Origin of the sequence: Mesorhizobium sp. M1423 (genome assembly GCF_040317575.1) — a bacterium.
Lineage (GTDB): Bacteria > Pseudomonadota > Alphaproteobacteria > Rhizobiales > Rhizobiaceae > Mesorhizobium.
Genome location: NZ_JAMYKU010000003.1, coordinates 61,882 through 87,670 on the forward strand (window position 1 = coordinate 61,882; position 25,789 = coordinate 87,670).

Genomic DNA, 25,789 nt, shown 5'->3' on the forward strand with positions numbered 1-25,789 from the left:
CGGCGCGTCAGGCTCGCACCACCCCGTGATTGTTGAGATGCAGCCGGGCGAACTGGCCGTAACTGTCCTTCATATTCACCTGAACCGGCCCGCTGGTTGTGCTTGAAGCGCTGCCGATCTCGGCGACCGCATATTCGAAGCCGTTCGGCAACACGATCTGAGCGCGCGAGTCCGCGCCCGTCACCTTGTTGCGAATCGGTTCGCCGACCGTTTCGATGTAGTCCTTGACGAAGATGCGGCCCCTGCGGCCGTCGATATCGAGGTCGAGATCGATCTTGGTGAAAACCGGATCATTCATTTTTGTCACGGTTGAGGCGTAAACGGCGAACATCGTTGCGAACGGGTCGGTGTCCTGGCCGGTCATGATGCGCAGCAGCGCGTCACGCTGCCGGTCGGTTGCGCTCTCGTCGACGAAAGCGATGGCTTCACCGTGGCCTTCGTGGATGGCGCCAGGCCATTTGAAGATCGCCGCGATCCGGAGGCCGTCGAGGGCGGTCTCGCCATGATGACCTTCATCGATCTGGATGCCCGCCACCGCATGGCAGTGGCCCTTGTCGGGCAGCGCATTGAATTGACAGTTGCAGCCATATTCGCAGGTGCAATTGACGAGTTCCCGTCCCTTGATTTCCCAAGACGTCATGCTGTCCTCCCTGATGCGAAGTATTAGACCATCATCATACACCTGCGCCGGCCGTGCCGCCATCCTGTGGCGCCAAGAGTGATCGCGACAAGAGGCGGCAGGCCAATGCGGTTTCTTGTCGAATTTGGGTGAACATACCCCCCGGAGATGGCGGGGCGATATCGGAACGGCAGACGTGGGTCGAAACAAGCGTTTCCGAGCGCAACCCGCCAAGGTCCGGAAATGACCCCAGAAGGGGCGTTCGGCAGCGATCCGAGCAGAAGGATTTGGCAGGACCGGAAATCGGCATGGAATGCCGCAATCATCATCATGTCCCGTCCAAGTTGTGGACACTTCCTTCTCAAAGGCGCACTCTTGGCATGCGAAACGCGAGCCAGAGTTTCGTCCAACGCTTCACATGCCTGACTTGCGTCGGTGATTGTCTGACCTATCCGGATACTTCCGGATGGGCAGACCTCACATTGTGTCGCCTATCCGTGATCAGGCTACGGCCTAAGGCACGTTGCAGCCCGTTCCGGATCAACTGGGAGGTAAACAACATGCCTGATTTTCAGCGCAGAGAACTTCTTGTTCAAGGAAGCGCGGCTCTTGCCGCAATTGCTGCTCTCTATACCTCGCGTCGGGCTTACGCTTTTCCAACACGGCCGAGCGAGGAAGTTATTCGGTGGCTGGATCAGCCGGCCGAAAATCCCGATCCGGTAGGTATCCAGAAGCAGCTTGTCTGGGAGGATTTGGACAGCTGGATAACGCCAAACGACAAGTTCTTCAGCATCTCGCATTTCAACCGACCAACGATCGACGAGAAGACATGGTCGATGGAGATCGGAGGCCTGGTCAAGAAGCCCTTGGAGTTAACGCTCGCCGACATCAGGGCGCGACCGCGGCAGGAGGTCGTTTTCACAGTGGAGTGCTCGGGCAATCACGGGTTTCCCTTTTTCACCGGCGGCATCGGCAATGCCCGTTGGGCAGGGACGCCGCTCGCCCCGATCCTCGAGGAAGCCGGTGTTCTGGAGAAGGGCATCGAGGTCGTCTTTTTCGGTACCGACACAGGCGAGATCCCGATACGCGACGTAAAAATGAAGCAGAACTTCGCTCGTAGCATGTCGCTCGCCGACGCGATGAACCCCGACAATCTCCTCTGCTATGAAATGAATGGAGCCGCCTTGCCGGCGGCCAATGGCTTCCCGGTACGGCTCATTGCTCCAGGCTGGTACGGGATCGCCAACGTCAAGTGGCTAAAACGCATCGAGGTTCGCGATACGCGGTTCATGAGCCTTCTGATGGCCCGTGACTATGTCACCATCCGGGAAGAGGACCACAACGGCGAGACCGTATGGGCCGAGACTTCAGTTGGGCGAGCGCTGATAAAGTCCGCGCCTGCGAAGGTTACCCGGAAAGACTCGGATTACCGCATCGTTGGGGCAGCCTGGGGGGCGCCGATCGACCGGGTCGAAGTGCAAATCGATCAGGGGCCTTGGGCACCAGCGACCATTGACCACAGTGAGGAGGCAGAACACGCCTGGAAAATTTGGTCCCTGGATTGGGCAAATCCCTCTTCTGGAGAACACACGGTGACCTCGCGCGCGGTCAGCACCACGGGACAAATTCAACCGGCGATGGACGATCCCTTGATTGCCAAGAAACACACATACTGGGAAAGCAATGGCCAGGTGACGCGCCGCGTGCGTATCGGCTAGCGAATTTTGCAGCCAAATAGATGCGGCAAAACAGATAGTTAGAGCGAGTTACCGGCTCCAGGAGAACCGGAACCGCTCTAAGAACTTGCTGCCATGTGGCAATTGCGTTTGGGTCACCCAGGAGGAGGCTGCCTGATCCGAAAGCTGGCGCCGCTCTGTATCGAGCATGACGGGTGTGGGCCGTAGATCCTCTTCGCGACGATACCGCTCCCGAAATCGGAAGCGAGCCCCTCAGCTTAGTGATCGAGGCGATGGCAGACTTGTCCGGTGGCGCAACCTTGGCCCTGTCGCCTCCGCGCGCCATTTCCGCACCATTTCCAGCGCTCGCCTCACCTCTCCACGGCCCTGATTTCCGCATCGACCAGGCACCACGGTGCATAGCGGAAGTCGCGGATCTGGATGATTTCATCGCCCGCCCATTCAACCAGCACGAAGCCGCGCACGGTGCCGTCGGCCGCCTGCGGGTCGCGGATAAGGATCGCCGGCCTGCCGTCGACGAAGCCGAGTGACAATGCCCAGTCGCTGATACGGTCGTAATTGCCGAAATAGGTCGACGCCTGGGCCTTGCCGCGCAGGCGGACGCGGTTGACGACTTCGAGCCGGACGTCCTCTGCGATCAGTGCCTTGACCGCGTCGAAGTCGCGCGCGTTGAACAGGTCGACATAGCGCCGCAGCCGGCGCTCGTCATCGGCGTCGAGCCTCGGCGCGAGCGCCTGCTCGGGCTGCAGCGCCAGCAGCTTGAGCTGCGCCCGCCCGCGATGCAGCGCGGCCTTGGTGGCGGCGAGCGTCGCGCCGGTCACTTCGCAGGTCTCGTGCAGGCTGAGGCCGAGCACGTCGACCAGGATCACGGCACTGCGCTGCGGCACCGAAAGCTGCATGAAGGCGCGCAGGCCGGTCTGGGCGGCGAGCCGGCTGTCGGCGCTGCCGGAGGGATCCTCGATGACGCTCATGTCGGCCTCGGTCATGCGCGACCTTTCCCGATTGCGCCGCCGCAGATGATCCTGCGCGGCATTGTGGGCGATGCGAAACAGCCATTGCTCCGGCCGCTCGACCATCGCACCGCCGTCGATCGCCTGCAGCGCGTTGATCAGCACCTCCTGAACGATGTCCTCGCCGTCGATCACCGAGCCGGCCATGCGCGCGCAGTAGCGATGCAGCCTTGGCCGCAACCCGACGAGCATCGCCTCCAAAGTCGCCCTGTTCATTTTCGGCGTAGCATCCTGTTTCTGCGCGAGCGGCATGGCAGGCGCTATCCCGCCTTCTGACCCGCCAGCATACGGTAGTTGCCGATGACTTTGACAGGCGATCGCATTGCCGGGGTCGAACGGCGTTCGGCGTGGTTTTCCGCAAATGCCTTGAAGGCGGCAAGCCCGGTCAGCGCCGACGAATCGCCGTCCTGACCGACGATGTGGACGAACGAGCCGTCGTCCAGCTCGAGCACGAGATAGCGCACCGTCGGCGGTGCCGCCTCGCCCAGCGCTTCGAACACTTTTTCGACCAGCGCGCGGTTATCTTCCAGGTCGGCTTGGTTCACACCGTATCGAATGAGCGCGTAGTCCATCGTCGTCTCCTGACTGGTTGGTATGAACGAAGGACGACCGGCTGCGCTGAAAAGATTCTCCTTGTGGAAGAATCTTTTCGGTTGCCCGCATCGTCTTTCCCGCGTGGGCGGCTGCGCGGCAGCCATCAAGCAGGAGAGACGACCATGCATATCCAGTTTGCCGAGCTTCCGGTGTTCGACCAGGACCGCGCCAAGGCGTTCTACACCAGGCATCTCGCCTGTCAGGTGCTGGCCGACCAGAAGATGGGCGACGGCGGCTGGCGCTGGATCGAGCTGGCATTTCCGCATGCCGTGACGAACCTGCATTTCATCAGGCGCGCCGACGACGCCCCCGGCGCGGAGCCCGTATTGGTGCTGGTCGACGAAAATGTCGGAGCAATGAGCGCGGCGTTGAAGGCGGGCGGCGTCGAAATCATCACCGAACCGCATGATGCGCCGTGGCAGCCGGGGCGCACGGTGGCGGAGTTTCGCGACAGCGAAGGCAACCGCATGGTCCTCGCCAGCCGATAAGCCACCGGAGCCCTCTGTCCGGCGGGGCATCGTACCTAAGTCCTACCTTCGGCCCGACCATCGGCCGTGCTTCCTTCGTATTATTATTTCGTGACCGCTGCGCGCCGGAACCTTCCCTTGCATCGGGCGTTCGGGCGCTGTATTCGCGATGCCTCATATTTAGGCAGGCGGAGGAAATGCGAATAAGGGCGGGTGGCAAAACAAACATGGGCCGGGGAGGAGCATCTTACCATGTCGAACCGTAAAATCGGAATGTCCCCCAGTTTGGGGCTGCGCGTCGCTGACCTCAAATCCAGAATGCAAAGTGCCCAGATTACCGAGCACGAAATCAAGACGTTTCAAAAGGTTGCCGCCATTATGGGCGGCGCCAAAGGCTCACTGCGCCTCGATGCGGACGATCTGATTGCCGCATCCTTCCTTGTCGATCCCGTGGAAGATCTCCCGCTCTCCAGTTGACGGCGCTGAACGCGGGTCGAAATCCTATCGGGTTTGAACCTGCGATTGCCGCCAGCGGAGCATCCGCCAGCCCAGGCCGCATGCGAGGATGACGTTGGCCAGCGCCAGGCCGGAAAGCGCGGCCAACGTCCCATGCGGGCCGAAGCGCTCCAGCAGCAATGCGCCGGCCGAGGGTGCCGCCGCCTGGGCGATCAGGCTCGGCATGGCGAGGCGGCCCATCAGCTTCGCGTAGCCGTTCGAGCCGAACAACGCGAGCGGCAACGTCCCTCGCGCGATGGATTCCAGGCCGATGCCCGCGCCATAGAAGCCGAGCGCCAGCGGGATGATTGGCATGCCGGCCCAGAGCGCCGAAACGCCGATCGCCACAAACGTAACCGAGGCGAACTTGGTCAGGATCGGATGGTGGTAGCGCGCGATGGTCATCTCGATCGCGCGCGCCGCCACCTGGGACGGGCCGACCAGCGCGCCGAGCCCGACGGCCGCGGCCAGCGCCATGCCGCTGCCTTGCAGGATGGTGAGCAGATGCACCGACACCGTCGAGGAGATCACCGCCGCAAGCGTAAGGGTGGCGGCCAACACGATCATGATCGACGGATCGGGATTGCCTTCGCCGGCCGGCGTCGCCTGGTTCAATCCTGGCCCGACCGGCAATCCTGGCCCGACTGCCGGCTGCGGCGCCTCACGAGGCAGGATCACGAGATAGAGCGGAAGCGCAATCACCAGCTGAAAGACAGCGTAGGCCAGGCAGGTGCCGCGCCAGCCGACCTCCCCAAGAAGCCAGGCCGAAATCGGCCAGCAGATCGTACTGGCAAAACCGCCGAACAGCGTCAGCATGGTAATGGCGGAGCGCGCGCCATGGCCGTAGTGGCGCCCAAGCGTCGCGAAAGCGGCATCGTAGAGCCCAGCCCCCATGCCCAGTCCGATGACCAGCCAGGCTGCGATATAGGCCGCAAGATTAGGGGCGAGAGCCAGCCCGATCTGGCCGAGCCCGATGCATCCGGCGCTGAACGCCAGGACGTTGCGGCCGCCATGCCGCTCGATCGACGACCCGACGCGCGGCGAGATCAATCCTGCCGTGAGCAAGCCGAGAGACAGGCCGCCGACAACCCATGCCAGCGGCCAGCCGGTATCGGAGGAGACCGCCGGCGCAATGACCGCTGGAAGATAGTAGGAAGATCCCCACGCCATGATCTGCGTCAGGCCAAGCGCGATGATGATTGCGCCGCGGCTGCGCAGGATGGTGGGCGAAGGCGCCAGAAGGCTCATGCCGCGACGCCGCAGCCACAGCCGCTTTTGCCGATCGCCTTTGCTTCGGCATCGGCGACACAGCAGGCATCCACCGCTACCGGCGCCGGACCGCCGCAGCAGCCCGTGTCGGCAATGCCGATCCGCGGCACGGTGCAGACGCCGGTCTCCGGCAGCACGAGCTGGACATTGTCGGCGGCCACCATGTCGCCGGCGATCGCCGCGGCGACGGAGCGGACCTGCTCATACCCGGTCAGCAGCAGGAAGGTCGGCGCACGGCCATAGCTCTTGATGCCGACCGTATAGAACCCATGCTCGGGATGGCTGAGCTCGCGGTGACCGTGCGGCGGCACGTCGCCGCAGGAATGTTCGTTGGGATCGATCAGCGGTCCCAGTGCCCTGACACTTTCCAGCCACGGATCGAGCTCGAGCCGAAGCTCGCGCGTCAGCGACAGATCGGGGCGCTGTCCGGTCGCGGCGATGATGCGGTCGACCGGGCCAATCCGCTGCAAGCCGTCCTTGGTCTGGCCTTCGACGACCAGCCGGCCGTCGGCATCGCGGATCGAAACGGCTGCAAAGCCCGTCACCAGTCTGACGCCGCCGCTCTCGGCGAGTTCGCGCACTTCGGCGCCGAGTTCGCCGCGTGCCGGCAATTGGTCGGCATCGCCGCCGCCATAGATGCGCACCAGGTCGGTGCCGCGCGTTGTCCAGATGAAGGCCGTGCCGGGCTCCATATCCGCCAGCCTGGCGAGATCTAGCAAGGCATTAGCGGCTGAATGGCCGGAGCCGGCGACCAGCGTCGTCTTGCCGGCATAAAGGCGGCGGTCGCGGCCGAGGATGTCGGGGATGCCGTAGGCGATGCGATCGGCAAATTGCGCTTCGCCTACGGCATGAATTCCGCCGGCGCCGAGCGGGTTCGGCATCTGCCAGGTTCCCGAAGCATCGATGACGGCGCGGGCGCTGTCGCGCCGCGTGCCACTGGCGGTTTCGATCACCAGCATGAACGGCCGGTTTTCGCGTTCCTTGCTCAGCACCTTGTCGGCGCCCCAGCGCGAGATGCCGACGACCCGGGCACCGGTTTCGATCGACGGCGACAATTGCGGAAGCTTTGCAAGCGGCTCGAGGTAATCCGCGACGAGGTCGTTCGCGGTCGGGAATGCCTCAGGCTCCGGCATCCGCCAGCCACGCGCCTCGAGCAGGCTTCTAGACGCCTGATCGACGCAATAGCGCCAAGGCGTGAACACCCGGACATGGCCCCAATCCCTGAGGTTGGATGCAACCCTATTGCCGGCTTCGTAGACTTTGACAGGAATACCTTGCGCGATGAGGTGGACCGCTGCCGCCAGGCCGACCGGCCCGGCGCCGATCACCGCGACGGGAAGCCTTTCGATCATCTCCATATCTTCCGTCCTTCCGGTAGTTTCGAATTACAATGCCAAAAAATTACGCCGCCGTCTTGGCCGTCGCTTCCACCGAAGCCGGCGCACAGGTGGCGTCGGCGCAGCATTCGTCCGCGAGGTATCCGATGAGCCCGTTCATGGCGGGATAGTTGGCCCGGCAGATCAGCGTCGTCGCCTGCCGCTCCTGTGTCACCAGGCCGGTGTCGACCAGCCGCTTGAGGTGATGCGACAGCGTCGAGGCAGCGATGCCGAGCCTGTCCTGGATGCGCCCGACCGGCAGGCCTTCATCGCCCGCCCGCACAAGCGTCCGATAGAGCTGCAACCGCGTCGGGCTGCCGAGGGCTTCCAGTTGCGAGGCTGCTTTTTCGAGTTTCATGGAAACACCTTAGCTCCGAGAGCCCACGACGTCAACGCTTATTTCGAACATTCTCGAATAACCGGACAATCGCCGTCTCGTTTGCGCCAACCGCCCGCCTCAAATCGACCGCTGATTTACCCGTCTGGCAAGCTCTTCCGCGCTTTCGACGCGTTCGGAATATCGGTTGGTGAGATAGGCCGACCGGTCGCGCAGAAGAAGCGTGAATTTCATCAGCTCCTCCATCACGTCGACGATGCGGTTGTAGTAGGGCGAGGGCTTCATGCGCCCGGCCGCATCGAATTCGTTGAATGCCTTTGCCACCGACGATTGGTTGGGGATCGTAAACATGCGCATCCAGCGGCCCAGGATACGCAGTTGGTTGATGGCATTGAAGCTTTGTGAGCCGCCGGAAACCTGCATGACGGCAAGCGTCCGGCCCTGGGTGGGACGCACCGAGCCCAACGACAATGGCAGCCAGTCGATCTGCGATTTCATGATACCGGTCATTGAACCGTGACGTTCGGGCGAACACCAGACCTGACCTTCGGACCAGAGCGAGAGCTCACGCAGCTCTCTCACCTTGGGGTGATCGGCGGGCGCCGAATCCGGCAGCGGCAGACCGGCAGGGTTGAAGATACGGACTTCAGCGCCAAGCCAGGTCAAGATACGTGCCGCTTCCTCAGTGGCCATGCGGGAATAGGAACGCTCCCGCAAGGAGCCGTAGAGCATCAAGATCCGAGGCTTGTGGGCCGAGGCGGCCACATCGAACAGCGCAGATGCATCGATTGCCGGGAGTTGCTCCATATCTATGTTTGGCAGGGACCCTGCGTGATCGACTGGTTTCATGGCTTCAAAGCTTTCTTATTTCGAGTTTCATCGAAATAGATAGGCGTGATACGTCGTGGCGTCAAAGCAAATTTCGAGAAATGTCGAAATACTCTAGGCGACGCGCTTGCCGCTGGCGTCGACGACGACCTCGCCGTCCTCCTTGGTGAAGGGGCCGATATCCGGATTGGGCAGGATATCGAGCACCGCTTCGGAGGGTCGGGCGAGCATGGTGCCGAGCGGCGTCACCACGATCGGCCGGTTGATCAGGATCGGATGCGCCAGCATGAAATCGAGGATCTCGTCGTCGCTCCACTTCGGGTCGCCCAGGCCAAGCTCGGCATAAGGCGTGCCCATTTCGCGCAGCAATTGGCGCGGCGTCATGCCCATCGCTGCGATCAGTTCGACGAGCTTTTCGCGCGACGGCGGGGTTTTCAGATATTCGATCACCTCCGGCTCCTCGCCGGACTGCCTGATCATGGCCAGCGTGTTGCGCGAGGTGCCGCAATCGGGGTTGTGGTAGATGGTGACGGTCATTGCGCAGCTTTCATCTGTCCGACTGGTTTCGGTTGGGCGAGCAGCCACCCTGCCAATGCCACGGCGAGCAACGCGCCCAAAAGCTCGGCGGCGATGAAGCCCGGCAGATCGGTGGGGCGGATCCCGGCAAAAGTGTTGGAGAACGCACGGGCGATGGCGACGGCCGGATTGGCAAAGGATGTCGACGCGGTGAACCAATAGGCGGCGGTGATATAGAGCCCAACCAGCCAAGGGATAGAATCCGGGCGGGAACGCAGGCCGGCAAGAATGGTGAAGACCAGCCCGAAGGCGGCGACCAGCTCCGCAATCCATTGGCCGCCTCCGGTCCGCACCGTCGCCGACACTTCCAGGATCGGCAATTCGAACATTGCATGCGCCAGGAACGTTCCAGCGATGCCGCCGGCAATCTGGGCGGCGACGTAGGCCAGCGCTGCGTTCGTTTCGATTTCACGCCGAAGCGCGAACACCAGCGTCACCGCCGGGTTGAAGTGCGCTCCGGAGATCGGCCCGAATATGGTGATGAGCACGACCAGGATCGCCCCGGTCGGCAAGGTGTTGCCGAGCAGCGAGACGGCGACATCGTTGCTCAGCCTGTCAGCCATGATGCCGGAACCGACCACGGTGGCGACCAGCAGAGCCGTGCCGAGGGCCTCGGCAACAAGGCGCCGGGAAAGCTGAACCACCTCAGCCGGCCTTCGGCAGATTGCGGCCGATCTCGTCGAGGCGCTTCTGCAGCGCAAGTCTGTCGACCGCATTGATCGGCAGGCTGACAAAGATCGAAATTCGGTTGTTGAGCATGCGGTAGGCTTCGGCGAAGGCGAGATGCTTTTCCGCCTCGGTGCCTTCGACGGCTGCAGGATCAGGTACGCCCCAATGCGCCGTCATCGGTTGCCCGGGCCAGACCGGACATGATTCGTTGGCGGCATTGTCGCAGACCGTGAAGACGAAATTCATCTCTGAGGCACCCCGCTCCGCAAACTCTTGCCAGTCTTTCGAACGGGCGAACGACGTGTCGTAGTTGAGGCTTTTCAAAAGCTGAAGGGCATAGGGATGAACCTCTCCCTTCGGATGCGATCCAGCCGAATAGGCCTTGAACTTGCCTGCGCCGACGCGGTTCAGGATCGCCTCGGCGAGAATCGACCTTGCCGAATTGCCGGTGCAGAGAAAAAGAACATTGTATGGCTCGCTCATCGCGCACCTCCCTTCTAGCAGTTGCAGGTCACAGCCTGGATCACAGGCTGGCAAAGTTCCGGCGCGCCATTGCAGCAGTCCTCCATCAGGTAGGCCAGCAGATCGCGAAAGCCGGCCATATCGGCGAAATAGCGCACGCTGCGGCCCTCCCGTTCGGTCCGCACCAGGCCGGCATGCGACAGGATCTTGAGATGGGCCGACATCGTATTCGGGAACGCGGCGAGCCGCGAAGCGATCTCGCCCGCCGGCACGCCGTCGGCTCCAGCCCGCACCAAAAGGCGAAAAACGTCCAGCCGGGTTTCCTGGCCGAGCGCGGCAAGCGCCGAAAGGGCGAGTGTCTTGTGCATAATTCCAGGATTCCAGAAATGGCGAAGAGAGTCAACGCGCCTCTGCCAGCGACCCAAGGCAATCTCTCAGTTTTGAATTCGCCCTCTAAGCGTTTGCGTTGCCCCTCACCTGCCTGCCGGCATCCTCTCCCCGTATAGTGTCGGGGAGAGGGGCCTCGTCATCGGTGATTTCGCCAAACATCGGCGGTGCAGAAACGACGCCAACGCTGCGGCCAGCCCCTTCTCCCCGTCACTATACGGGGAGAAGTGCCCGGCAGGGCGATGAGGGGCGGCGCCGACTTGTACAACTGATCGTATCCGACACATCGAAGCGATGCCCGCTGCCCTCGGCGGCTCGCTCGACCAAATCAGCCAGGCACCGTGGCGGCAATGGCATCAGCGCGGCCAAGACCGGCAACCGCTTTCCTGACCCGCTGCAGATGCGCCTGGCGTCCGGCGGCCGAGACGCTGTCCATCCGGTAGAGCGCCAGGAATTTGGTCCGGCACAGCGGATGGCAGACGGAGCGGAAGCCGCGCAGCAGGGTTCGCCGGCCGGGCTGTCCCATGATCCACGACATCAGCGGCGTGGCACCGCATGTGGTCATCGCCACCACCCGGCGTATGTGCCGCAATTTGGGCCGCGGACCGCGTCGTGCGGTCGGCATCTCGAAAGCGAAGCCCGGCACCAGCACACGCTCCAGCCAGCCTTTCAGCATCGCCGGCACGCCATACCACCAGGTCGGGTAAATGAAGACGACCGCCTCGGCCCAGATCAGCTCCTGCGCATGTTCGTGCACCGGTTGCAGGTTCGCCGCCTTGTCGTGGTAACCGCGCCATTCCTGCGTGCGCATGACTGGATCGAAGCCGGTCGCATGGAGATCGAGCAGGTGGACCTGATGCCCCCTTTCGGCAAGCGTCTCCAGCACCGTATCGCGCACGGCGCCGTTGAAGCTGTCGGTGCAGGGATGGCAATAGACGACGAGGACCTTCATCTTGCGCTCAGCCCGGTCGGTCGCCAGAGGATCGCGGTGCTGCATGCAAGCGCGTCGCATGCAAACAAGCCACCCGCAGACATAGTCGATCAGCTGTTTTCATGCGAAGCCCCGCAGCCCCATATCAAGACGCAACACCTCCAGTCGCGTCAAGCCCCGCTCGTTCGCTCAAGGAAAATTGCGCAGACATGGGCTTGCTGGAGGGCGCTGTCCCGCATGCCTTGAGCTACTCCGCGGATGCGGCGCTGCGGCGTATCATGCCCAAGAACTCCCAGCATTGTTCCCAGAATGTCTGCGCCCTAGCTTCAGGGCGTGTTCAAAGCGTCAGGAGAAAACGATGCAGACAGGAAAACTGAGCGGCAAGATCGCCTTGGTGACGGGCGCCTCCTCCGGCATCGGCGAGGCCACCGCCTTGGCGCTGGCGGCCGAGGGCGCCACGCTGGCGATTGCCGCGCGGCGCACTGAGCGCCTGGACGATCTGGCGAGGCGGATCCGTGAGACCGGCAGCACCGCGCTGCCGATTGCCGCCGACGTCACCGACGAAGCGCAAGCCACGGCGATGGTCGAACGGGTCCTGCAGGAGTACGGCCGGCTCGACATTCTGCTTGCGGTTGCCGGCGTCGGCGTCGCCGCGCCGTTCCGCAATACGACGCCGGAAGAATACCGCCGGATGGTCGACGTCAACATTCTGGGCCTGCTTTATCCGATCCATGCGGCGCTGCCGTCGATGCAACGGCAAGGCGCCGGCCACATCGTCGTCGTTTCTTCCGGCACCGGCCGTTATATCCACCCTTCGGTGGTCTATTCCGGCACCAAGCACGCGGTAAGCGCGATGGCGGAATCGCTTCGCCGCGAGATCGGCAAGGACGGCATCCGCGTGACCTGCATCGAGCCTGGCGCCGTCAAGACCGAGTTCACCCAGAATATGCGCGCCGATGTGCGCCAGGCGGTCGAGCTAAGGCTTGGCGACATGGAGCAGCTGGAAAGCGAGGACATCGCCGCCGCCATCCAGTATGCGGTGACGCAGCCGCCACGGGTCAACGTCAACATCCTGACGCTCTATCCGACCGAGCAGGCATGAGCTTGGCCGACAGATATGGTGCCCTGCGCCGCCCCGCAGCATCATCCCCCGGTCATCAGCGTGAACACAAGCTGCCGCAGCTTGCCGCCCGGGCCGAATTCGACCCGGTCGAAATCGCGGCTCGCCTGCCGCTGTGCCTGCGAAATTCCGGCGAGCCGTCTCGTCACTTCCGTCCTGATCTTGCTGCAGCCGCGGTCGTCGGGGACGGTCAGGCCGATCGTGGCCGCCTCGATCTTGTGCACCATGTCGATGATGCTGGCGCCGTGCACCTTCTCGTGGGCGGCGAGGCCGGTTGCGAAAACCTCCCAGTTCTTCTGGATGGCGCCCGGCATCCGCGCGGCCGGCTTCGGCAAGGTGTAGGTGATGATCAGCTTCGGCCGCGCCGACACCAGCACGCAGGCGTCGCCTTGCGGCTGGTAGTCCCTCACCCAGGTCAGCTTGAAATTGGTATGCGCGATGACGCGGCGCTCGCCGAGCAGCGGCCCGCGCCCGCCGATCGAGGCATAGAGCTCCGGCCCGGATTGCCCTGAGACGGCATAGGTCTCGACCTTCTCGACTGCCTGCCAGCCGGCATGCGCCGGCGATGCCGGCAGAGAGGCGAGCAGCAGGCAAAGGAGAATGGCTGTTTTCATACAAGTCCTCGCAGCCGCTGCGCACGATGCAAAAGACATGCAGTTCCCTTCCGTGGACATAGCCGGCGGCCGGCTATAGTGGGATGCTCGTATACAAGAATCCACAGGCAACGCCATGTCGCCGCGACCGAACATTGCCCGGCAACGCCCTGCCCCCGGGACCCAGCCTCCCGGCGTCAGCCTGTGCCGCGCCCTGTCGAAGCTTGGCCTGTGCTCGCGTAAGCAGGCCGAGCTTCTGGTTGCCGAGGGGCGCGTGCGGGTTGCCGGCAAGATCGTGCGCAACGGCTCGATGCGCGTCGATCCCGGCCGCGACCGCATCGAGGTCGACGGCCACCGCGTCGCTGCCGAGCGCAAGGTCTATCTGATGCTCAACAAGCCGCGCGGGCTGGTCACCACCCGCGACGACCCGCAGGACCGCGGCACCGTCTATGATTGCCTGGCAGGGCTCGACCTGCCCTTCGTCTCGCCGGTCGGCCGCCTCGACAAGGCGAGCGAGGGCCTGCTCGTGATGACCAACGACACGCGCTTCGCGCAGCGCCTGCTCGACCCCGCCTCGCATGTCGCCAAGACCTATCACGTGCAGATCGGCGCCCTGCCCGACGAGGCCATGTTGGCGCGGCTGCGCGCCGGCGCCACGGTCGATGGCGAATTGCTGACGGCCCGGTCGATCGAGCTGCTGCGCGGCGGCACCAGCACCGCTTGGCTGGAGATCGTACTCGACGAGGGCCGCAACCGCCATATCCGAAGGCTGCTCGGCGCCCACGATATCGAGGTGCTGCGCCTGGTGCGCATTGCGATCGGCCCATTGCAGCTCGGCGACCTCGCCAAGGGCAAGACACGCCATCTGACCGCCGAAGAGCTGGCGCTGCTTCAGGCCTGAAGGACAGAGCGAAGCATCACCCCGCACCCAGGCCGGTTTGATGAGCGTTCTCATGGATTTCGGCAAAATCCAGCCCATATCCTAGATATGGAGCTTTGAGCGTGAAACTCGCGCGTGCGGTCCTGCTTGCCGCGGCTTTCGTGGCTGCTGCGGCCGTTTGTCCCTCTTCCGCAACCGGAGAGGCGAACGGCCGGGAGAAAATTGTGTTGCGCGTCGAGATCGACGGCGCCATCGGTCCGGCGAGTGCCAGGCAGCTCGAGGAAGCGCTGGCGGTGGCCGCGGACCGAAACGCCCAGGCTCTCATCCTGCAGATGGACACGCCCGGCGGGCTGGTTACCAGCATGCGCGAGATGATCGCCGCCATTCTCGCCTCGCCGGTTCCCGTCATCGGCTATGTCGCACCCGCCGGCGGGCATGCGGCGAGCGCCGGAACCTACATCCTCTACGCCACCCATGTGGCGGCGATGGCGCCCGGCACCAATCTGGGCGCGGCAACGCCGATCGAGATGGGTGGGCCGCTGCCATCGTTTCCCGGCGGCAAGAACGATGGCCCGGAGGCGGATAAGGACAACGCGCCGGCGGGCGATGCGATGATTGCCAAGGCGACGAACGATGCCGTTGCCCTGATCCGCAGCCTGGCTGAACTGCGCGGGCGCAATGCCGAATGGGGAGAAAAAGCCGTGCGCGAGGCGGCCAGCCTGTCGGCCGGCGCGGCGCTGCAGGAGCATGTCATCGACTTCGTCGCCCGCGACACCACCGAACTGCTTCAACTGGCCGACGGCCGGACCGTCGAGATCGCCGGCAAGAAAGAGGCATTGGCGACGAACGGGCTGCCCGTTGAAACGCTCGAACCGGGCTGGCTCATCCGGCTTCTCGCCGTCATCACGGACCCGAACATCGCCGTCATCCTGATGTTGGTCGGCGTCTATGGCCTCGTCTTCGAATTCACGAGCCCGGGCGCGGTCGCGCCCGGCGTGATCGGCACGATTTGCCTTCTGCTCGGCCTCTATGCGCTCAATCTCCTGCCGATCAGCTATGCCGGCCTTGCCTTGATGCTGCTTGGCATCATCTTTCTCGTCGTCGAAGCCTTGAACCCGACAGTGGTCCTTGGGTTGGGAGGCGTGGCTGCATTTCTGCTGGGCGCTGCCATGCTGCTCAGGATCGAGGGGCCCGGCTTCGAGATGTCGTGGGCCGTCATCGGCACCGCCGCCGCCCTGACGCTCGGCCTGGCGCTGTTGACCGGCAGCTATTTGTGGGCGGCCCGCAAGAACGTTCCGCGTGTTGGCGCACAGGCCATGCAGGGGCTGCCGGCGGAGGTCCTCGACTGGCAGGGCAGCGAGGGCCACGTGCTCGCCCGGGGCGAGCGCTGGCGGGCAAAAGCCGACGAACCGCTTGCGGTGGGCGACAGCGTCGAGGTGGCTGATGTCAAAGGTCTTGTGCTGACGATACGCCGCCGCAATGTGGGAAGCGATGGAGCAAGGCAATGATCATCGGTTATGTGGCCTATCTGGCAGCAGCGCTCGTCGTGGTCATGTTCCTATCCGCGGCCATTCGCATCCTGCGGGAATATCAGCGGGGCGTGGTCTTCACGCTCGGCCGCTTCACCGGGGTCAAGGGCCCCGGCCTTATCATCCTCATCCCCTTCGTGCAGCAGATGGTGAAGGTCGACCTGCGAGTGGTGGTCCAGGACGTGCCGCCGCAGGACGTGATCTCGCGCGACAACGTCTCGGTGAAGGTCAACGCGGTGCTGTATTTTCGTATCGTCGACGCCGAGCGGGCGGTGATCCAGGTCGAAGACTTCATGACCGCCACCAACCAGCTGGCACAGACCACGCTGCGCTCGGTGCTCGGCAAGCATGAGCTCGATGAAATGCTGGCCGAACGTGACAAGCTCAACAGCGATATCCAGGAGATTCTCGACCAGCGCACCGATGCCTGGGGCATCAAGGTCTCCGATGTCGAGATCAAGCATGTCGACCTCAACGAGAACATGGTCCGCGCCATCGCCAAGCAGGCCGAGGCGGAACGGCTGCGGCGTGCGAAAGTGATCAATGCCGACGGCGAACAACAGGCGGCGGCAAAGCTCGTCGAGGCTGGCAAGATGCTGGCCGAAGCACCGCAAGCCATGCAGCTACGCTATTTCGAGGCTCTCCATGACATCGCCGGCGAGCGCTCGTCGACGGTCGTGTTTCCGGTGCCAATGGATCTGCTCGGTCATTTCATCAAGCAGGGCGGGAAGTGAGGGAGGAGCGCATAATCTCCCTCGTGGGGAGATCAGCACCCTCACCTCTGCCACGGCGGGACCGGCGCAAAGCGTTTGCCGATCCAGTCGGCGAAGGCACGTGTCTTGGCGGCTTGCCCCTTGGCCGAAGGCATGACGACATAGACGGCCCCTTCGTCGGCAAGCGTCCAGTCCTCCAGCACTGGCACCAGCCGGCCGTCGGCGAGCTCGCGTCCGACCAGCCAATCCGTGCTCATCATCAGCCCGACGCCTTGCACGGCGGCTTCGACCAGGACCTCGGCGTCGTCGGTGACCAGCGGGCCGGAGACCTCGATACTGACGCGGCGGCCCGTGGTGTCGGTCATCTCCCAGGCCGGAAAGGTCTGGAAGCCTGAGAAGCCGAGACAGCTGTGTTCCAGCAGCGCTTCCGGCGCAGCCGGCGTGCCCCGGCGGGCGAGGTAGGACGGCGCGGCGCACAGCAGCCGCCGCCGTGTCGCGACCTTGCGCGCCACCAGCCGCGAATCCTCCAGCGCGCCGAGACGAACGGCAACATCGAAATTCTCGGCGACGAGATCGACGAAGCGGTTGGAGAACTCGGCCTCGATACGGACGTCGGGAAATTCGGTGAGAAACTGCGGCAGCAGCGGGCCGATCCACATGCGCCCGAACGAGCCGGGCAGCGCCAGCCGTAGCACGCCGCGCGGCCCGCCGCCGGCATGCGCCGACGCTGCGGCCTCGGCCTCGTCGACCGCGGCCAGGATAGCGCGGATGCGGACGAGGAACTCCGAACCCGCCTCGGTCAGCGACACGCTTCGCGTCGTCCGGTGCAGCAGGCGCACGCCCAACCGCTCCTCCAGCGAGGCAAGGCGCCGCGACAGGATCGTTGCGTCGCGGCCGATGCGAGCCGCCGCCTTGGTGAAGGAGCGTGCTTCGGCGATTGCCGCGAAGGCGGCCATTTCGGCCAATGCTGCCGGTTCGTGCGATTGCTGCATCTGGCGCAGAGCTCAAATGTAAAAGCCAAGGATTATATACCAATAGCGCAGCAGCTAGTTTCACTCAATCCCGGCCCGTCAATCGGCCCATCAACCGGAGTGAGACATGAAAGCGATCGAACTGACTGCCCCGAGACTGGACGCGTTTCGCGCGGCCACCGTTCCCACGCCTGAACCGCAGCGCGGCGAAGTGCTGATCCGCCTGCGCGCCGCAAGCCTCAACTTTGTCGACGTCGCGATCGCGAGCGGCAACTACCCAGGTCCGAGCTTTCCGCTCATTCCCGTCGTCGACGGCGCCGGTGAGATCGTCGGCATCGGCGAGGGTGTGTCGAGGCTCGCCGTCAACGAACGCGTCATCGCCCATGCAAAACCGCGTTGGATCGGCGGCCGTCCGCGGCCTTATGAGACCAGAGAGATGCGCGGCCTGACGCTGCCCGGCTCGCTCGCCGAGTATGTCGCGCTGCCGGCCAATGCCGTCGTGCCGATGCCGGCGCATCTGTCCTTCGAAGCAGCGGCGACGCTGCCGATCGCTGGCACCACCGCCTGGAACGCGATCCGCGCCGCCGATGCCGGGCCCGGATCAGTCGTCGTCCTGCTCGGTACCGGCGGTGTCTCGATCTTGACCCTGCAACTGGCCAAGGCAGCCGGCGCCACGGTCATCATCACCTCGTCGTCTGACGAAAAGCTGGCCCGCGCCAAGGCCTTGGGTGCGGATCATCTCATCAATTATCGTGAGACACCGGACTGGGACGCCAAGGTGCTCGAGCTGACCGACGGCCTCGGCGCCGACCTGATCGTCGAAACCGGCGGCTCGGCTACCTTCGCCCGCTCAATCAATGCCGCGGCGCCCGGCGGCACGGTGTTCGCCATCGGCTTCGTCACCGGCGCCGAGGCCACCACGAACCTGCTGCCGATCATCATCAAGGCGCTCAAGATAGTGGGCAACAACACCGGTTCGGTATCCGACCTGCGCGACGCCGCGCGCGCCATCGGCGCCGCCCGTATCGATCCGGTCATCGACACAATCTACAGCCAGCACCAGGCGACCGAGGCCTACGCCCACATGGCGGCCGGCGGCCGGCATTTCGGCAAGCTCGCGTTCAGTCTGTCGTGGTGAGCCTGAAAAGGCAGAGCGTTCAAGCTGCCGATCTCCCCCCTCGTGGGGGAGATGTCCGGCAGGACAGAGAGGGGCACTGTCCCTCCAGCCTATCAGGCAATAGCAGTTCGCGCACGTACGTAAGGTTCTCAGCTCATCAAAGTTGAACTGAACGCTGGCGATCCTTCACGCCCCCCTCTGCCCTGCCGGGCATCTCCCCCACGAGGGGGGAGATTGGCAGTTCCACCGCGTCCGCCTAAATCAACTTCTCCAGCGTGATCGGCAGATCCCGCACCCGTTTCCCGGTGGCGTGGAATACCGCGTTGGCGATCGCCGGCGCCACGCCGACGATGCCTAGCTCGCCGACCCCCTTGCCGCCAAGCACCGAGGAATGCGGGTCGGGAATACCGACCGAGATCACCTCGATGTCGGGAATGTCGGCATTGGTGGCGATGAGATAGTCGGCGAGGTTGTTGTTGACGATGCGGCCGTGGCGGCGGTCGACGATGCCTTCCTCGAGCAGCGCCTGGCCGATGCCCATGATGATGCCGCCCTTCCACTGGCTTTCGGCGAGCTTGGGGTTATAGAGCCGGCCCGAATCCAGCGCCGATACCACGCGCGACACACGAACCGTGCCAAAGTCCTCGTCGACGCGCACTTCGATGAAATGCGCGCACCAGCTGTGGCGGGAATAGTCGCCCTCGGTGTGCGGCAGCGCCATGGCTATGGTGGTGTAGTTCTTGTAGCGGTCCTCGACCGTCGAATTGGCCGGCATCGTGTCGCCCTTGGCCTCGATATGCTGGCGCCCGACGCTGCTGAGCAGTTCGGCGATGGCAACTTCGGGGCCGTCGCCGCGCGGCGACGAAATGCGGCCATTGACGACGACAAGCGTGTTGGCCTGCAGCGCATGGAAAGGCGAATTTGGATCGCTGATGGCGAGCCCGACCAGCTGGTCGAGCGCGGCACTCGCCGCCTTGTGCACGGCGCCCGTCATCACCCCGGCCAGCCGCGAGCCGCCGGTGACGCCGGCGCGGGCATAGCGGGAGTCACCCAGCTTGACGACGACGTTTTCCGCCGGCACGCCCAGCACTTCGGCGGCCGTCTGCGCCAGGATCGTGTAGGTGCCCTGCCCCATATCGATCGACGAGCTTTCGACCTCGACCGAGCCGTCGGCGAGAATGCGCACGACCGCCTCGCCATAGGCGCGCCGCACCGGGTAGGTCCCGGCGGCGACACCCCAGCCGATCAGCTGGTTGCCGTCGCGCATCGAGCGCGGCCGGGGGCTGCGCTTCGACCAGCCAAAGGCTGCCGCGCCGGCCGCGAACGCCTCGCGCAGCTGCCGCGTCGACCACGGCTTCTTCGCATGCGGATCCTGCTCGGCATAGTTCCTGAGACGGATTTCCAGCGGGTCGATACCGACCTCATAGGCGAGCTCGTCGATCGCGCTTTCGATGCCGAAGGCGCTCGGGTTCTCGCCCGGCGCGCGCAAGGCCCCCGGCACCACCGTGTTGACCCGCACGACGTTCTGCCGCGACGAGAAATTCGGCGTCGCGTACATGACCGAGGTGACCGAGCCGAGCGGCTCGACCCACATGCCGTCGACCGAGGTCTCGTTGACGCCGCGATGCACGATCGACTGGATCTGACCCTCTGCGTTGGCGCCGAGCGCCACGGTCTGGCGCGTCGCCGCCCGTCCGCCATAGGCGGTGAAGGTCTGCGGCCTGCTGACCGCCAGCTTCACCGGCCGTCCCAGCATTTTCGCGGCCACCGCCGCCACCGCGCCGTAGCCGTAGGCGAACGCCTTGGAGCCGAAGCCGCCGCCAATATAGGGCGAAACCAGGCGCACATTCTCGAACGGCACGCCAAACCATTCGGCATAGGTCCGCGCCATGCCGTCGAGCCATTGGCTGGGCTCCCAGACCGTGAGTTGGTCGTCCTGCCACTTTGCGATCAGGCCATGCGGCTCCATCGGCGCCTGGTATTCGCGCGGCGTGTTGTAGGCGTTGCAGATCCTGACCGGAGCCGAGGCGAACGCGGTCTCCGCCTCACCCCACTCCTTGGTCATCGCATCGACCGCAATGCCGTCGCCGGCTTTCGGATCGCTGAGGTCGACGATCGCCGGCGCCTCGTCATAGGCGATCTTGACCAGCGCCGCGGCTGCGACCGCCTGTTCGAAGCTCTCGGCCACCACCGCCGCGATATGCTGGCCGCTGAAGGTGATGCTGCGCGCCAGCGGGCAATAGGCAACAGCCGGCGGCGGCGTGCCCAGCCAGTCCGTGGCGGTTCTCAGCGGCAGGAAATTGTCGGGCGTCAGCACCAGCAGCACGCCCGGCGCGGCTTCGGCCGCTGCCGTGTCGATCGACTGCACCCGGCCGGCGGCAATGGTACTCTCGACCAGCACCGCATAGGTGAGCCCCTCGAGCTGCTGCTCGACGGCGTATTTGGCGGCACCGGTGATCTTGGCCGGTCCGTCGACGCGCGACAGCCGGCCGCCGACCTGATCCGCGAGGACGGCGCCGTCCGAAGCGTCGCCGCGTTTGGCATCGCCAGGTCTTGTTCTCAACTCGTGAACGGTCATGCCGTTTCTCCCATTTTGAGGATGGCGCGGGCGACGACGCGCGGCGCCAGTTCGATCTTGTAGTGGTTGGCGCCATGGTCGACGGCGCCCTCGACGGCGAGCAGGCTGGCTTGCCTGACGACCTCCGGCTTGAGCACCTTGCCTTTCAGCGCCTCTTCGACGGCGCGGGCGCGCCATGGCTTGGTGGCGACGCCGCCAAGCGCGACGCGCAGATCGCGGATCGTCCTTCCGTCGGCCTCGAACTCGATACCGACCGCGGCACTTGCCGCGGCGAATTCATAGGACTGGCGGTCGCGGACCTTGAGATAGGTCGAGCGGCGGGCGGCGGCCGAAGCGGGAATGCCGATCGCGGTGATCATCTCGCCGGGTTCGATCGCATGTTCCCGTTCGGGCGTGCTGCCCGGCGGCAGGAAAAAATCATCGACGGCGACCTGACGGTCGCCGAGATGGACGATCGCGTCGAAGGCGACGAGCGCAACCGCCAGGTCGCCGGGATAGGTGGCGATGCAGGCTTCGCTGGTGCCGAGCACGGCATGACCACGGGTGACGCCGCCGATCGCCGAGCAGCCGCTGCCGGGCGAGCGCTTGTTGCAAGCGGGGAAATTCGCCGGATCGCGGAAATAGGGGCAGCGCGTACGCTGCATCAAATTGCCGCCGATCGTCGCCATGTTGCGCAACTGCGCCGATGCGGCCTGCCACAATGCTTCCGAGACGGCGGGGAACCGGCTGTTGATATCGGCGTGGTCGGCGACTTGGCTCATCCTGGCCAGCGCGCCGATCGTGGCGCCCCGGTCATCGACGGCAATCGTATCCAGTCCCCTGAGATGGGTGATGTCGACCACGGTCTCGGGTTCGGCAACGCCGCATTTGGCGAGATCGACAAGCGTCGTGCCGCCGGCCAAAAGCATGGCGCCCGGTAGCGCCGCTGCCTGGCGGGCTGCATCGACGGAGCCGGCGCGGAGATACGAAAAGTCCCTCATGATGCGGCCTCCATTGCCGCCTGGCGCACGGCGGCGACGATATGCGGATAGGCGCCGCAGCGGCAGAGATTGCCGGCCATGTATTCGCGGATCTCCTCGTCGGAACCGGCATGGCCCTCGCGAATGCAGGCGACCGCCGACATGATCTGGCCCGGCGTGCAATAGCCGCACTGGAAGGCGTCCTGTTCGAGGAAGGCGGCCTGCACCGCATGCAGCGTGCCATCCTCCCCGGCAAGCCCTTCGATGGTGGTGATGTCCCTGCCTTCAGCCTGAGTGGCAAGCGTCAGGCAGGCCAGCACGCGCTGGCCGTCGATATGGACCGTGCAGGCGCCACACTGGCCCTGGTCACATCCCTTCTTGGTCCCGGTCAGGCTCAGATGGTCGCGCAAGACGTCGAGCAGCGTAACGCGCGGCTCGACCTCCAGTTCACGTCGATGTCCATTGATTTGAAGTTGGATTGGAGTTCGGGTTATGCTTGTCATGGGGCGTCTGGCTCCAGTTGCTTGACGCGGGAGGGGATGATCTGGTGCCCGGCCGGCGAGCGGCAAGGTCAGCTTATGGCTAGGTGAAGGCTAATCTCCCCCTTGCGGGGCAGATGCCCGGCAGGGCGGAAGGGCTCGGTTCGACTTGGCGCGACCTCTGGGAAGGCTGCAGCTTGCGAGGTCGAAAGACGTGACATACCCGATCCCGTGATTACATGATAAAGGCGCTCCACAAATCGGAGGCGCCTCCGTTTACTACGTAGGGACCTGCTCTGCCCTGTTCAAGCCCCGGATCGAAATCGATCGAAATTGAAAAAATTGGCAGGGCAGCAGCCGTCATGCCAAGCCTGAAGCCGCCGCGGCAACCGCTCGCGCGCCGACAATCGCTCGGATTCAGCCGCAACACTCGAAACAGAGCAACGAGCGGACCATTGGGGCGCCGAAGGAGGGTGGTAAAAAAGCACCACCGGCCCAAGCCGGTGGTGCTCTCTGGACTGTCTCTAGGGGCAGGACAGTCCAATGATCCTGAGGGGATCGTGCTCAATGTCGGCTCATTTTTGCCTCAGGGCATCGGCCGAACAGATGAGGAGTGCCGGCCGCGCCAGGAAATATCCTCCGTCGTCATCCACCGGGACAGGCAAGATGCGGAACGCCGGCCCAGACTCGATCCTGTGATTGTATTTACTTGCGATTATATTTGTCGGAGGCGTAACGAAGTTGGAGGCGTCTCCGTTGTTGAAACGGGCCTGCCCTATTCGGATCAACACTGGAGAAAAAATTGGCCGCAGAGCCGCCCGTCATATCTGGAGACAAGGCCGAAGCCGCCGCTGCAAAACCGCTGCGCGCCGACGCGCAGCGCAACCGCGACGCACTGGTCGAGGTCGCGGCGAAAGCCTTTGCCGCGCATGGCGTCGATGCCTCGCTGGAGGAGATTGCGCGTCAGGCCGGCGTCGGCATCGGCACGCTCTACCGGCATTTCCCAACGCGCGAGCATCTGGTCGAGGTGGTTTATCGGCGCGAAGTGGAAGGACTGTGCCAGGCGGCCGACGAACTCGCCCACGATCATGTGCCCGACGTCGCGCTCGAACAATGGATGCAGCGCTTCGTCGACTACATCGCCACCAAGCGCGGGCTGTCGACAAGCCTGCGCATCCTGCTCACAACCAACTCCACCCTGTTCTCCGACGTTTCGGGCAGGGTGACGCTGGCTTTGCGGCGGCTGATCGATGCCGCGGTCGCCAACGGCTCGATCCGCAGCGACGTCGATGCCTCCGACGTGCTGCATGCGCTGGGCGGCATCTATTCGGCCCCGGACACCAAGGACTGGCGCGACCGCTCGCGCCGATTGGTGTCGCTGCTGATGGATGGGCTGCGGTTTGGAGCGGCCAAATCCGGCCCATCCAGGGAATGACGAATGCAATGACTGTCCTTATTTCAGCGAGATGCTCATACCGCTGAGATCGGCGTTGACTTGCAGACCTACCTGCCTGCCTGTGAGTTCGAGTTGGGCACCCTTGTCATTGGTCATGACGATCACCTGGGCTCCTTTGCCAAGCGCGCCGCCACCGCCCGCTGCACCGTACACCCCCGTCACATCCCGGGCGCGGCGTATGTGGCGCACGGTACCTTTGAAATAGGTCTTGGAGGCGCCGAAGGCGAGGCCGCCCGAGATGCCGCCGACCGAGATGGGATATCGGCGACCATGGAAGGTCAGTGTGCCCTCGCCTCCGGAGCCGCCGATGAAAAAGGCCGCCTTGTAGATGGCGAAGCGGATCGTACCGCTGTCGGCATGCGCGACGCTGGCAAAGCTAACTGCCGCGGCGGCGATGACGGCAACCGCGACTGAACGAAATCTGGACGAAATCTTCATGATGAGAACTCCTCAAGATCGCCGCATGCCCAGCCGGCCGGGCACATCGGCGTCGTATCAAAGTCATAGCTGAACAGTCTCGCCCGTCATTGGTTCCAAGCACGCGGCCTGAATTCGGCTGCGAGAAGACCGCTACGAAACGAGGCGGACGGCGAGCATAGACCTGGCTGTAAGAACAGCGGCCGAATGGTGGGAATCCTTCGCCGGCGCTCCTATGAAAACGTAGGTGTTGAAGCCGAACGGTATTAGTCTGCGCTGTCTGGGGTTTCGGGAGCGCGGCAAAGAATGGATTTGAACTCTGGCTACGGCTACCTGCTGATCGGCGGCCTGATCCTGGTCGGTGCCGGACTCCTGGTCGTTTCGCTGATCGTCAATCTCCGTGTGGCGCACAGTGTGCGTGACGACGTACGCCATCGTGAAAAGCTGCTGGAATATTATCGCAACATCTTTTCGCAGCTGGGTGTGATCCTGATCGGCATTGGCGTGTCCCTGTTCATCTTCTTTTTCCAGCAGAACTATCAGGACCAGCGTAAACGCGAAACGGAGCTCCAGCAGGTTCTCGCCAAACTGGCGGCGCGTATTGCCCGCGGCGGCGCCGTCGTGGAGGCCCTTGGCGAATTCGATGCGCTGCTGGATGATGGCGGCGCCTATGTCAGTCCGGAACTCGGCGGCAACAATGCCGCGGTCAGCGCCCACGGGACGGCGCTCGCCAAGCAGGTTTCGCAGATCCTTCTGGTCGAACGCGACGTCGATGTTCAGGGGTTCGATACCCTGAATTTATCACGCGATTTCGAAGCATCGTTCGTCGTCAACGAGCTCAACCCAACGCTATGGTTCAACATCGTCCGGGACGAGAGCGACATCAAATATGCCACCACTCAGATCGCCCTGGATTACAAGGACCTGCAGGATGCGATCGGCGGCGAGGCGATCGAGGTTGCGATCGCCAATCCCGAAAAGGAGCGGAAGATCAAGCAGGAGGTGCTCGACATTTTTTATGATGCCGACCTCCTGCGCCAGCGCAGCAGGCGGTTTCTCGGCCGCGCATGCTGGCTGTTCAGCAAGGGGCGCGGTTTCGTCAAGCTTGCACCGGCCAATGAGATCGAAGCCGATGCCAGGTCGCACCAAGAATGGATCGACCGGTCGAAACCCTTCCTGACGCAAGCGACGCCGGGCAGCGGCGATTGCTTCAAATTGCTCCAGTTCGGCCCGGCATCCTGAACCGGCAAAGGCTCGCCC

28 protein-coding genes are annotated in these 25,789 nt (G+C 64.0%); 10 read left to right on the forward strand and 18 right to left on the reverse strand.

The annotated features are described in order from the left end of the window. Positions 1–7 precede the first annotated feature (7 nt). Positions 8–640, reverse strand: coding sequence for a DUF1326 domain-containing protein (locus tag NKG95_RS05110; protein WP_353022453.1), 633 nt, complete (start codon positions 638–640; stop codon positions 8–10). A gap of 539 nt (positions 641–1,179) precedes the next feature. Here NKG95_RS05110 and NKG95_RS05115 point away from each other — a divergent pair. Continuing rightward, positions 1,180–2,337 (forward strand): sulfite oxidase, encoded by a 1,158-nt coding sequence (locus NKG95_RS05115; RefSeq protein ID WP_353040109.1) that lies wholly within the window; start codon positions 1,180–1,182, stop codon positions 2,335–2,337. A gap of 329 nt (positions 2,338–2,666) precedes the next feature. On the opposite strand, the gene NKG95_RS05120 is transcribed toward NKG95_RS05115, so the two are convergent. Together NKG95_RS05120 and NKG95_RS05125 are read right to left on the reverse strand one after the other, a co-directional pair. Next, the gene (locus NKG95_RS05120; RefSeq protein WP_353025610.1) at positions 2,667–3,542 is read right to left on the reverse strand and encodes a sigma-70 family RNA polymerase sigma factor; all 876 of its coding nucleotides are present in this window, start codon (positions 3,540–3,542) and stop codon (positions 2,667–2,669) included. A gap of 44 nt (positions 3,543–3,586) precedes the next feature. Continuing rightward, entirely contained in the window at positions 3,587–3,898 is a 312-nt protein-coding gene (locus NKG95_RS05125) for a hypothetical protein (RefSeq protein WP_352481658.1), read from the reverse strand. Between the two features lie 144 nt (positions 3,899–4,042). Between NKG95_RS05125 and NKG95_RS05130 the strand changes: the two genes are divergently transcribed. Together NKG95_RS05130 and NKG95_RS05135 are read left to right on the forward strand one after the other, a co-directional pair. Beyond that, positions 4,043–4,408 carry a VOC family protein gene (locus NKG95_RS05130; RefSeq protein WP_352481659.1) on the forward strand — a complete coding sequence of 122 codons (366 nt, stop codon included), beginning with the start codon at positions 4,043–4,045 and terminating at the stop codon, positions 4,406–4,408. A gap of 231 nt (positions 4,409–4,639) precedes the next feature. Next, a complete protein-coding gene (locus tag NKG95_RS05135; RefSeq protein WP_352481660.1) occupies positions 4,640–4,864 on the forward strand; it encodes a hypothetical protein in 225 nt (74 codons plus the stop codon). 24 nt (positions 4,865–4,888) lie between these two features. On the opposite strand, the gene NKG95_RS05140 is transcribed toward NKG95_RS05135, so the two are convergent. From NKG95_RS05140 to NKG95_RS05180, 9 genes are all read right to left on the reverse strand, one after another. Then, a complete protein-coding gene (locus NKG95_RS05140; RefSeq protein ID WP_353040110.1) occupies positions 4,889–6,130 on the reverse strand; it encodes an MFS transporter in 1,242 nt (413 codons plus the stop codon). After that, entirely contained in the window at positions 6,127–7,509 is a 1,383-nt protein-coding gene (locus NKG95_RS05145) for an FAD-dependent oxidoreductase (RefSeq protein WP_502900342.1), read from the reverse strand. Before NKG95_RS05145 ends, NKG95_RS05140 begins: the two co-directional genes overlap by 4 nt. Positions 7,510–7,552: 43 nt before the next feature. Further along, positions 7,553–7,885 (reverse strand): ArsR/SmtB family transcription factor, encoded by a 333-nt coding sequence (locus NKG95_RS05150; protein WP_352788199.1) that lies wholly within the window; start codon positions 7,883–7,885, stop codon positions 7,553–7,555. Positions 7,886–7,984: 99 nt separating this feature from the next. Then, positions 7,985–8,713, reverse strand: a complete 729-nt coding sequence (arsH, locus tag NKG95_RS05155; RefSeq protein WP_502896916.1) for an arsenical resistance protein ArsH — start codon at positions 8,711–8,713, stop codon at positions 7,985–7,987. 93 nt (positions 8,714–8,806) lie between these two features. After that, the gene (gene arsC / locus NKG95_RS05160; protein WP_353040111.1) at positions 8,807–9,229 is read right to left on the reverse strand and encodes an arsenate reductase (glutaredoxin); all 423 of its coding nucleotides are present in this window, start codon (positions 9,227–9,229) and stop codon (positions 8,807–8,809) included. Beyond that, positions 9,226–9,912: an aquaporin gene (locus NKG95_RS05165; protein ID WP_352844616.1), complete on the reverse strand. Its 687-nt coding sequence runs from the start codon at positions 9,910–9,912 to the stop codon at positions 9,226–9,228. The genes arsC and NKG95_RS05165 overlap by 4 nt, the downstream gene beginning before the upstream one ends. Position 9,913: 1 nt before the next feature. After that, positions 9,914–10,420, reverse strand: coding sequence for an arsenate reductase ArsC (locus tag NKG95_RS05170; protein ID WP_352844617.1), 507 nt, complete (start codon positions 10,418–10,420; stop codon positions 9,914–9,916). Positions 10,421–10,434: 14 nt separating this feature from the next. After that, positions 10,435–10,767 carry an ArsR/SmtB family transcription factor gene (locus tag NKG95_RS05175; RefSeq protein WP_353040112.1) on the reverse strand — a complete coding sequence of 111 codons (333 nt, stop codon included), beginning with the start codon at positions 10,765–10,767 and terminating at the stop codon, positions 10,435–10,437. A 347-nt stretch (positions 10,768–11,114) separates the two neighbouring features. Next, entirely contained in the window at positions 11,115–11,783 is a 669-nt protein-coding gene (locus NKG95_RS05180; RefSeq protein ID WP_352494409.1) for an NAD(P)H-dependent oxidoreductase, read from the reverse strand. Positions 11,784–12,075: 292 nt separating this feature from the next. Between NKG95_RS05180 and NKG95_RS05185 the strand changes: the two genes are divergently transcribed. Further along, complete coding sequence (locus NKG95_RS05185; RefSeq protein ID WP_352716222.1) at positions 12,076–12,819, forward strand: SDR family oxidoreductase; 744 nt, start codon at positions 12,076–12,078, stop codon at positions 12,817–12,819. A gap of 41 nt (positions 12,820–12,860) precedes the next feature. Here NKG95_RS05185 and NKG95_RS05190 read toward each other — a convergent pair whose 3' ends face one another. Beyond that, complete coding sequence (locus NKG95_RS05190) at positions 12,861–13,451, reverse strand: DUF922 domain-containing Zn-dependent protease (protein ID WP_353040113.1); 591 nt, start codon at positions 13,449–13,451, stop codon at positions 12,861–12,863. Positions 13,452–13,566: 115 nt separating this feature from the next. Between NKG95_RS05190 and NKG95_RS05195 the strand changes: the two genes are divergently transcribed. The 3 genes from NKG95_RS05195 (at position 13,567) to NKG95_RS05205 (ending at position 16,573) form a co-directional block, all read left to right on the forward strand. Next, a complete protein-coding gene (locus tag NKG95_RS05195) occupies positions 13,567–14,331 on the forward strand; it encodes a pseudouridine synthase (protein WP_353040114.1) in 765 nt (254 codons plus the stop codon). Between the two features lie 101 nt (positions 14,332–14,432). Further along, positions 14,433–15,818, forward strand: coding sequence for an NfeD family protein (locus NKG95_RS05200; protein ID WP_353040115.1), 1,386 nt, complete (start codon positions 14,433–14,435; stop codon positions 15,816–15,818). Then, a complete protein-coding gene (locus tag NKG95_RS05205) occupies positions 15,815–16,573 on the forward strand; it encodes a slipin family protein (protein ID WP_353040116.1) in 759 nt (252 codons plus the stop codon). The genes NKG95_RS05200 and NKG95_RS05205 overlap by 4 nt, the downstream gene beginning before the upstream one ends. Positions 16,574–16,614: 41 nt before the next feature. Here the strand turns inward: NKG95_RS05205 and NKG95_RS05210 are convergent, their stop codons facing one another. Next, a complete protein-coding gene (locus tag NKG95_RS05210) occupies positions 16,615–17,544 on the reverse strand; it encodes a LysR family transcriptional regulator (RefSeq protein ID WP_352909634.1) in 930 nt (309 codons plus the stop codon). Positions 17,545–17,650: 106 nt separating this feature from the next. Here NKG95_RS05210 and NKG95_RS05215 point away from each other — a divergent pair, with 106 nt between their 5' ends. Further along, entirely contained in the window at positions 17,651–18,661 is a 1,011-nt protein-coding gene (locus NKG95_RS05215; protein WP_353040117.1) for a zinc-dependent alcohol dehydrogenase family protein, read from the forward strand. Positions 18,662–18,896: 235 nt separating this feature from the next. Here NKG95_RS05215 and NKG95_RS05220 read toward each other — a convergent pair whose 3' ends face one another. Genes NKG95_RS05220 through NKG95_RS05230 form a run of 3 tightly spaced genes read right to left on the reverse strand, consistent with a single transcriptional unit; the run spans position 18,897 to position 22,680 of the window. Next, positions 18,897–21,218: a xanthine dehydrogenase family protein molybdopterin-binding subunit gene (locus tag NKG95_RS05220; RefSeq protein ID WP_353040118.1), complete on the reverse strand. Its 2,322-nt coding sequence runs from the start codon at positions 21,216–21,218 to the stop codon at positions 18,897–18,899. After that, entirely contained in the window at positions 21,215–22,198 is a 984-nt protein-coding gene (locus tag NKG95_RS05225; RefSeq protein ID WP_353040119.1) for an FAD binding domain-containing protein, read from the reverse strand. The genes NKG95_RS05220 and NKG95_RS05225 overlap by 4 nt, the downstream gene beginning before the upstream one ends. Next, the gene (locus NKG95_RS05230) at positions 22,195–22,680 is read right to left on the reverse strand and encodes a (2Fe-2S)-binding protein (protein WP_502913919.1); all 486 of its coding nucleotides are present in this window, start codon (positions 22,678–22,680) and stop codon (positions 22,195–22,197) included. Before NKG95_RS05230 ends, NKG95_RS05225 begins: the two co-directional genes overlap by 4 nt. Before the next feature lie 778 nt (positions 22,681–23,458). On the opposite strand from NKG95_RS05230, the gene NKG95_RS05235 reads away from it, so the two are divergent. Then, entirely contained in the window at positions 23,459–24,091 is a 633-nt protein-coding gene (locus NKG95_RS05235; RefSeq protein WP_023722352.1) for a TetR/AcrR family transcriptional regulator, read from the forward strand. An 18-nt stretch (positions 24,092–24,109) separates the two neighbouring features. Here the strand turns inward: NKG95_RS05235 and NKG95_RS05240 are convergent, their stop codons facing one another. After that, positions 24,110–24,550: a lipid-binding SYLF domain-containing protein gene (locus NKG95_RS05240; protein ID WP_023677323.1), complete on the reverse strand. Its 441-nt coding sequence runs from the start codon at positions 24,548–24,550 to the stop codon at positions 24,110–24,112. 285 nt (positions 24,551–24,835) lie between these two features. On the opposite strand from NKG95_RS05240, the gene NKG95_RS05245 reads away from it, so the two are divergent. Continuing rightward, positions 24,836–25,771, forward strand: coding sequence for a hypothetical protein (locus NKG95_RS05245; protein WP_023722353.1), 936 nt, complete (start codon positions 24,836–24,838; stop codon positions 25,769–25,771). Positions 25,772–25,789 lie beyond the last annotated feature (18 nt).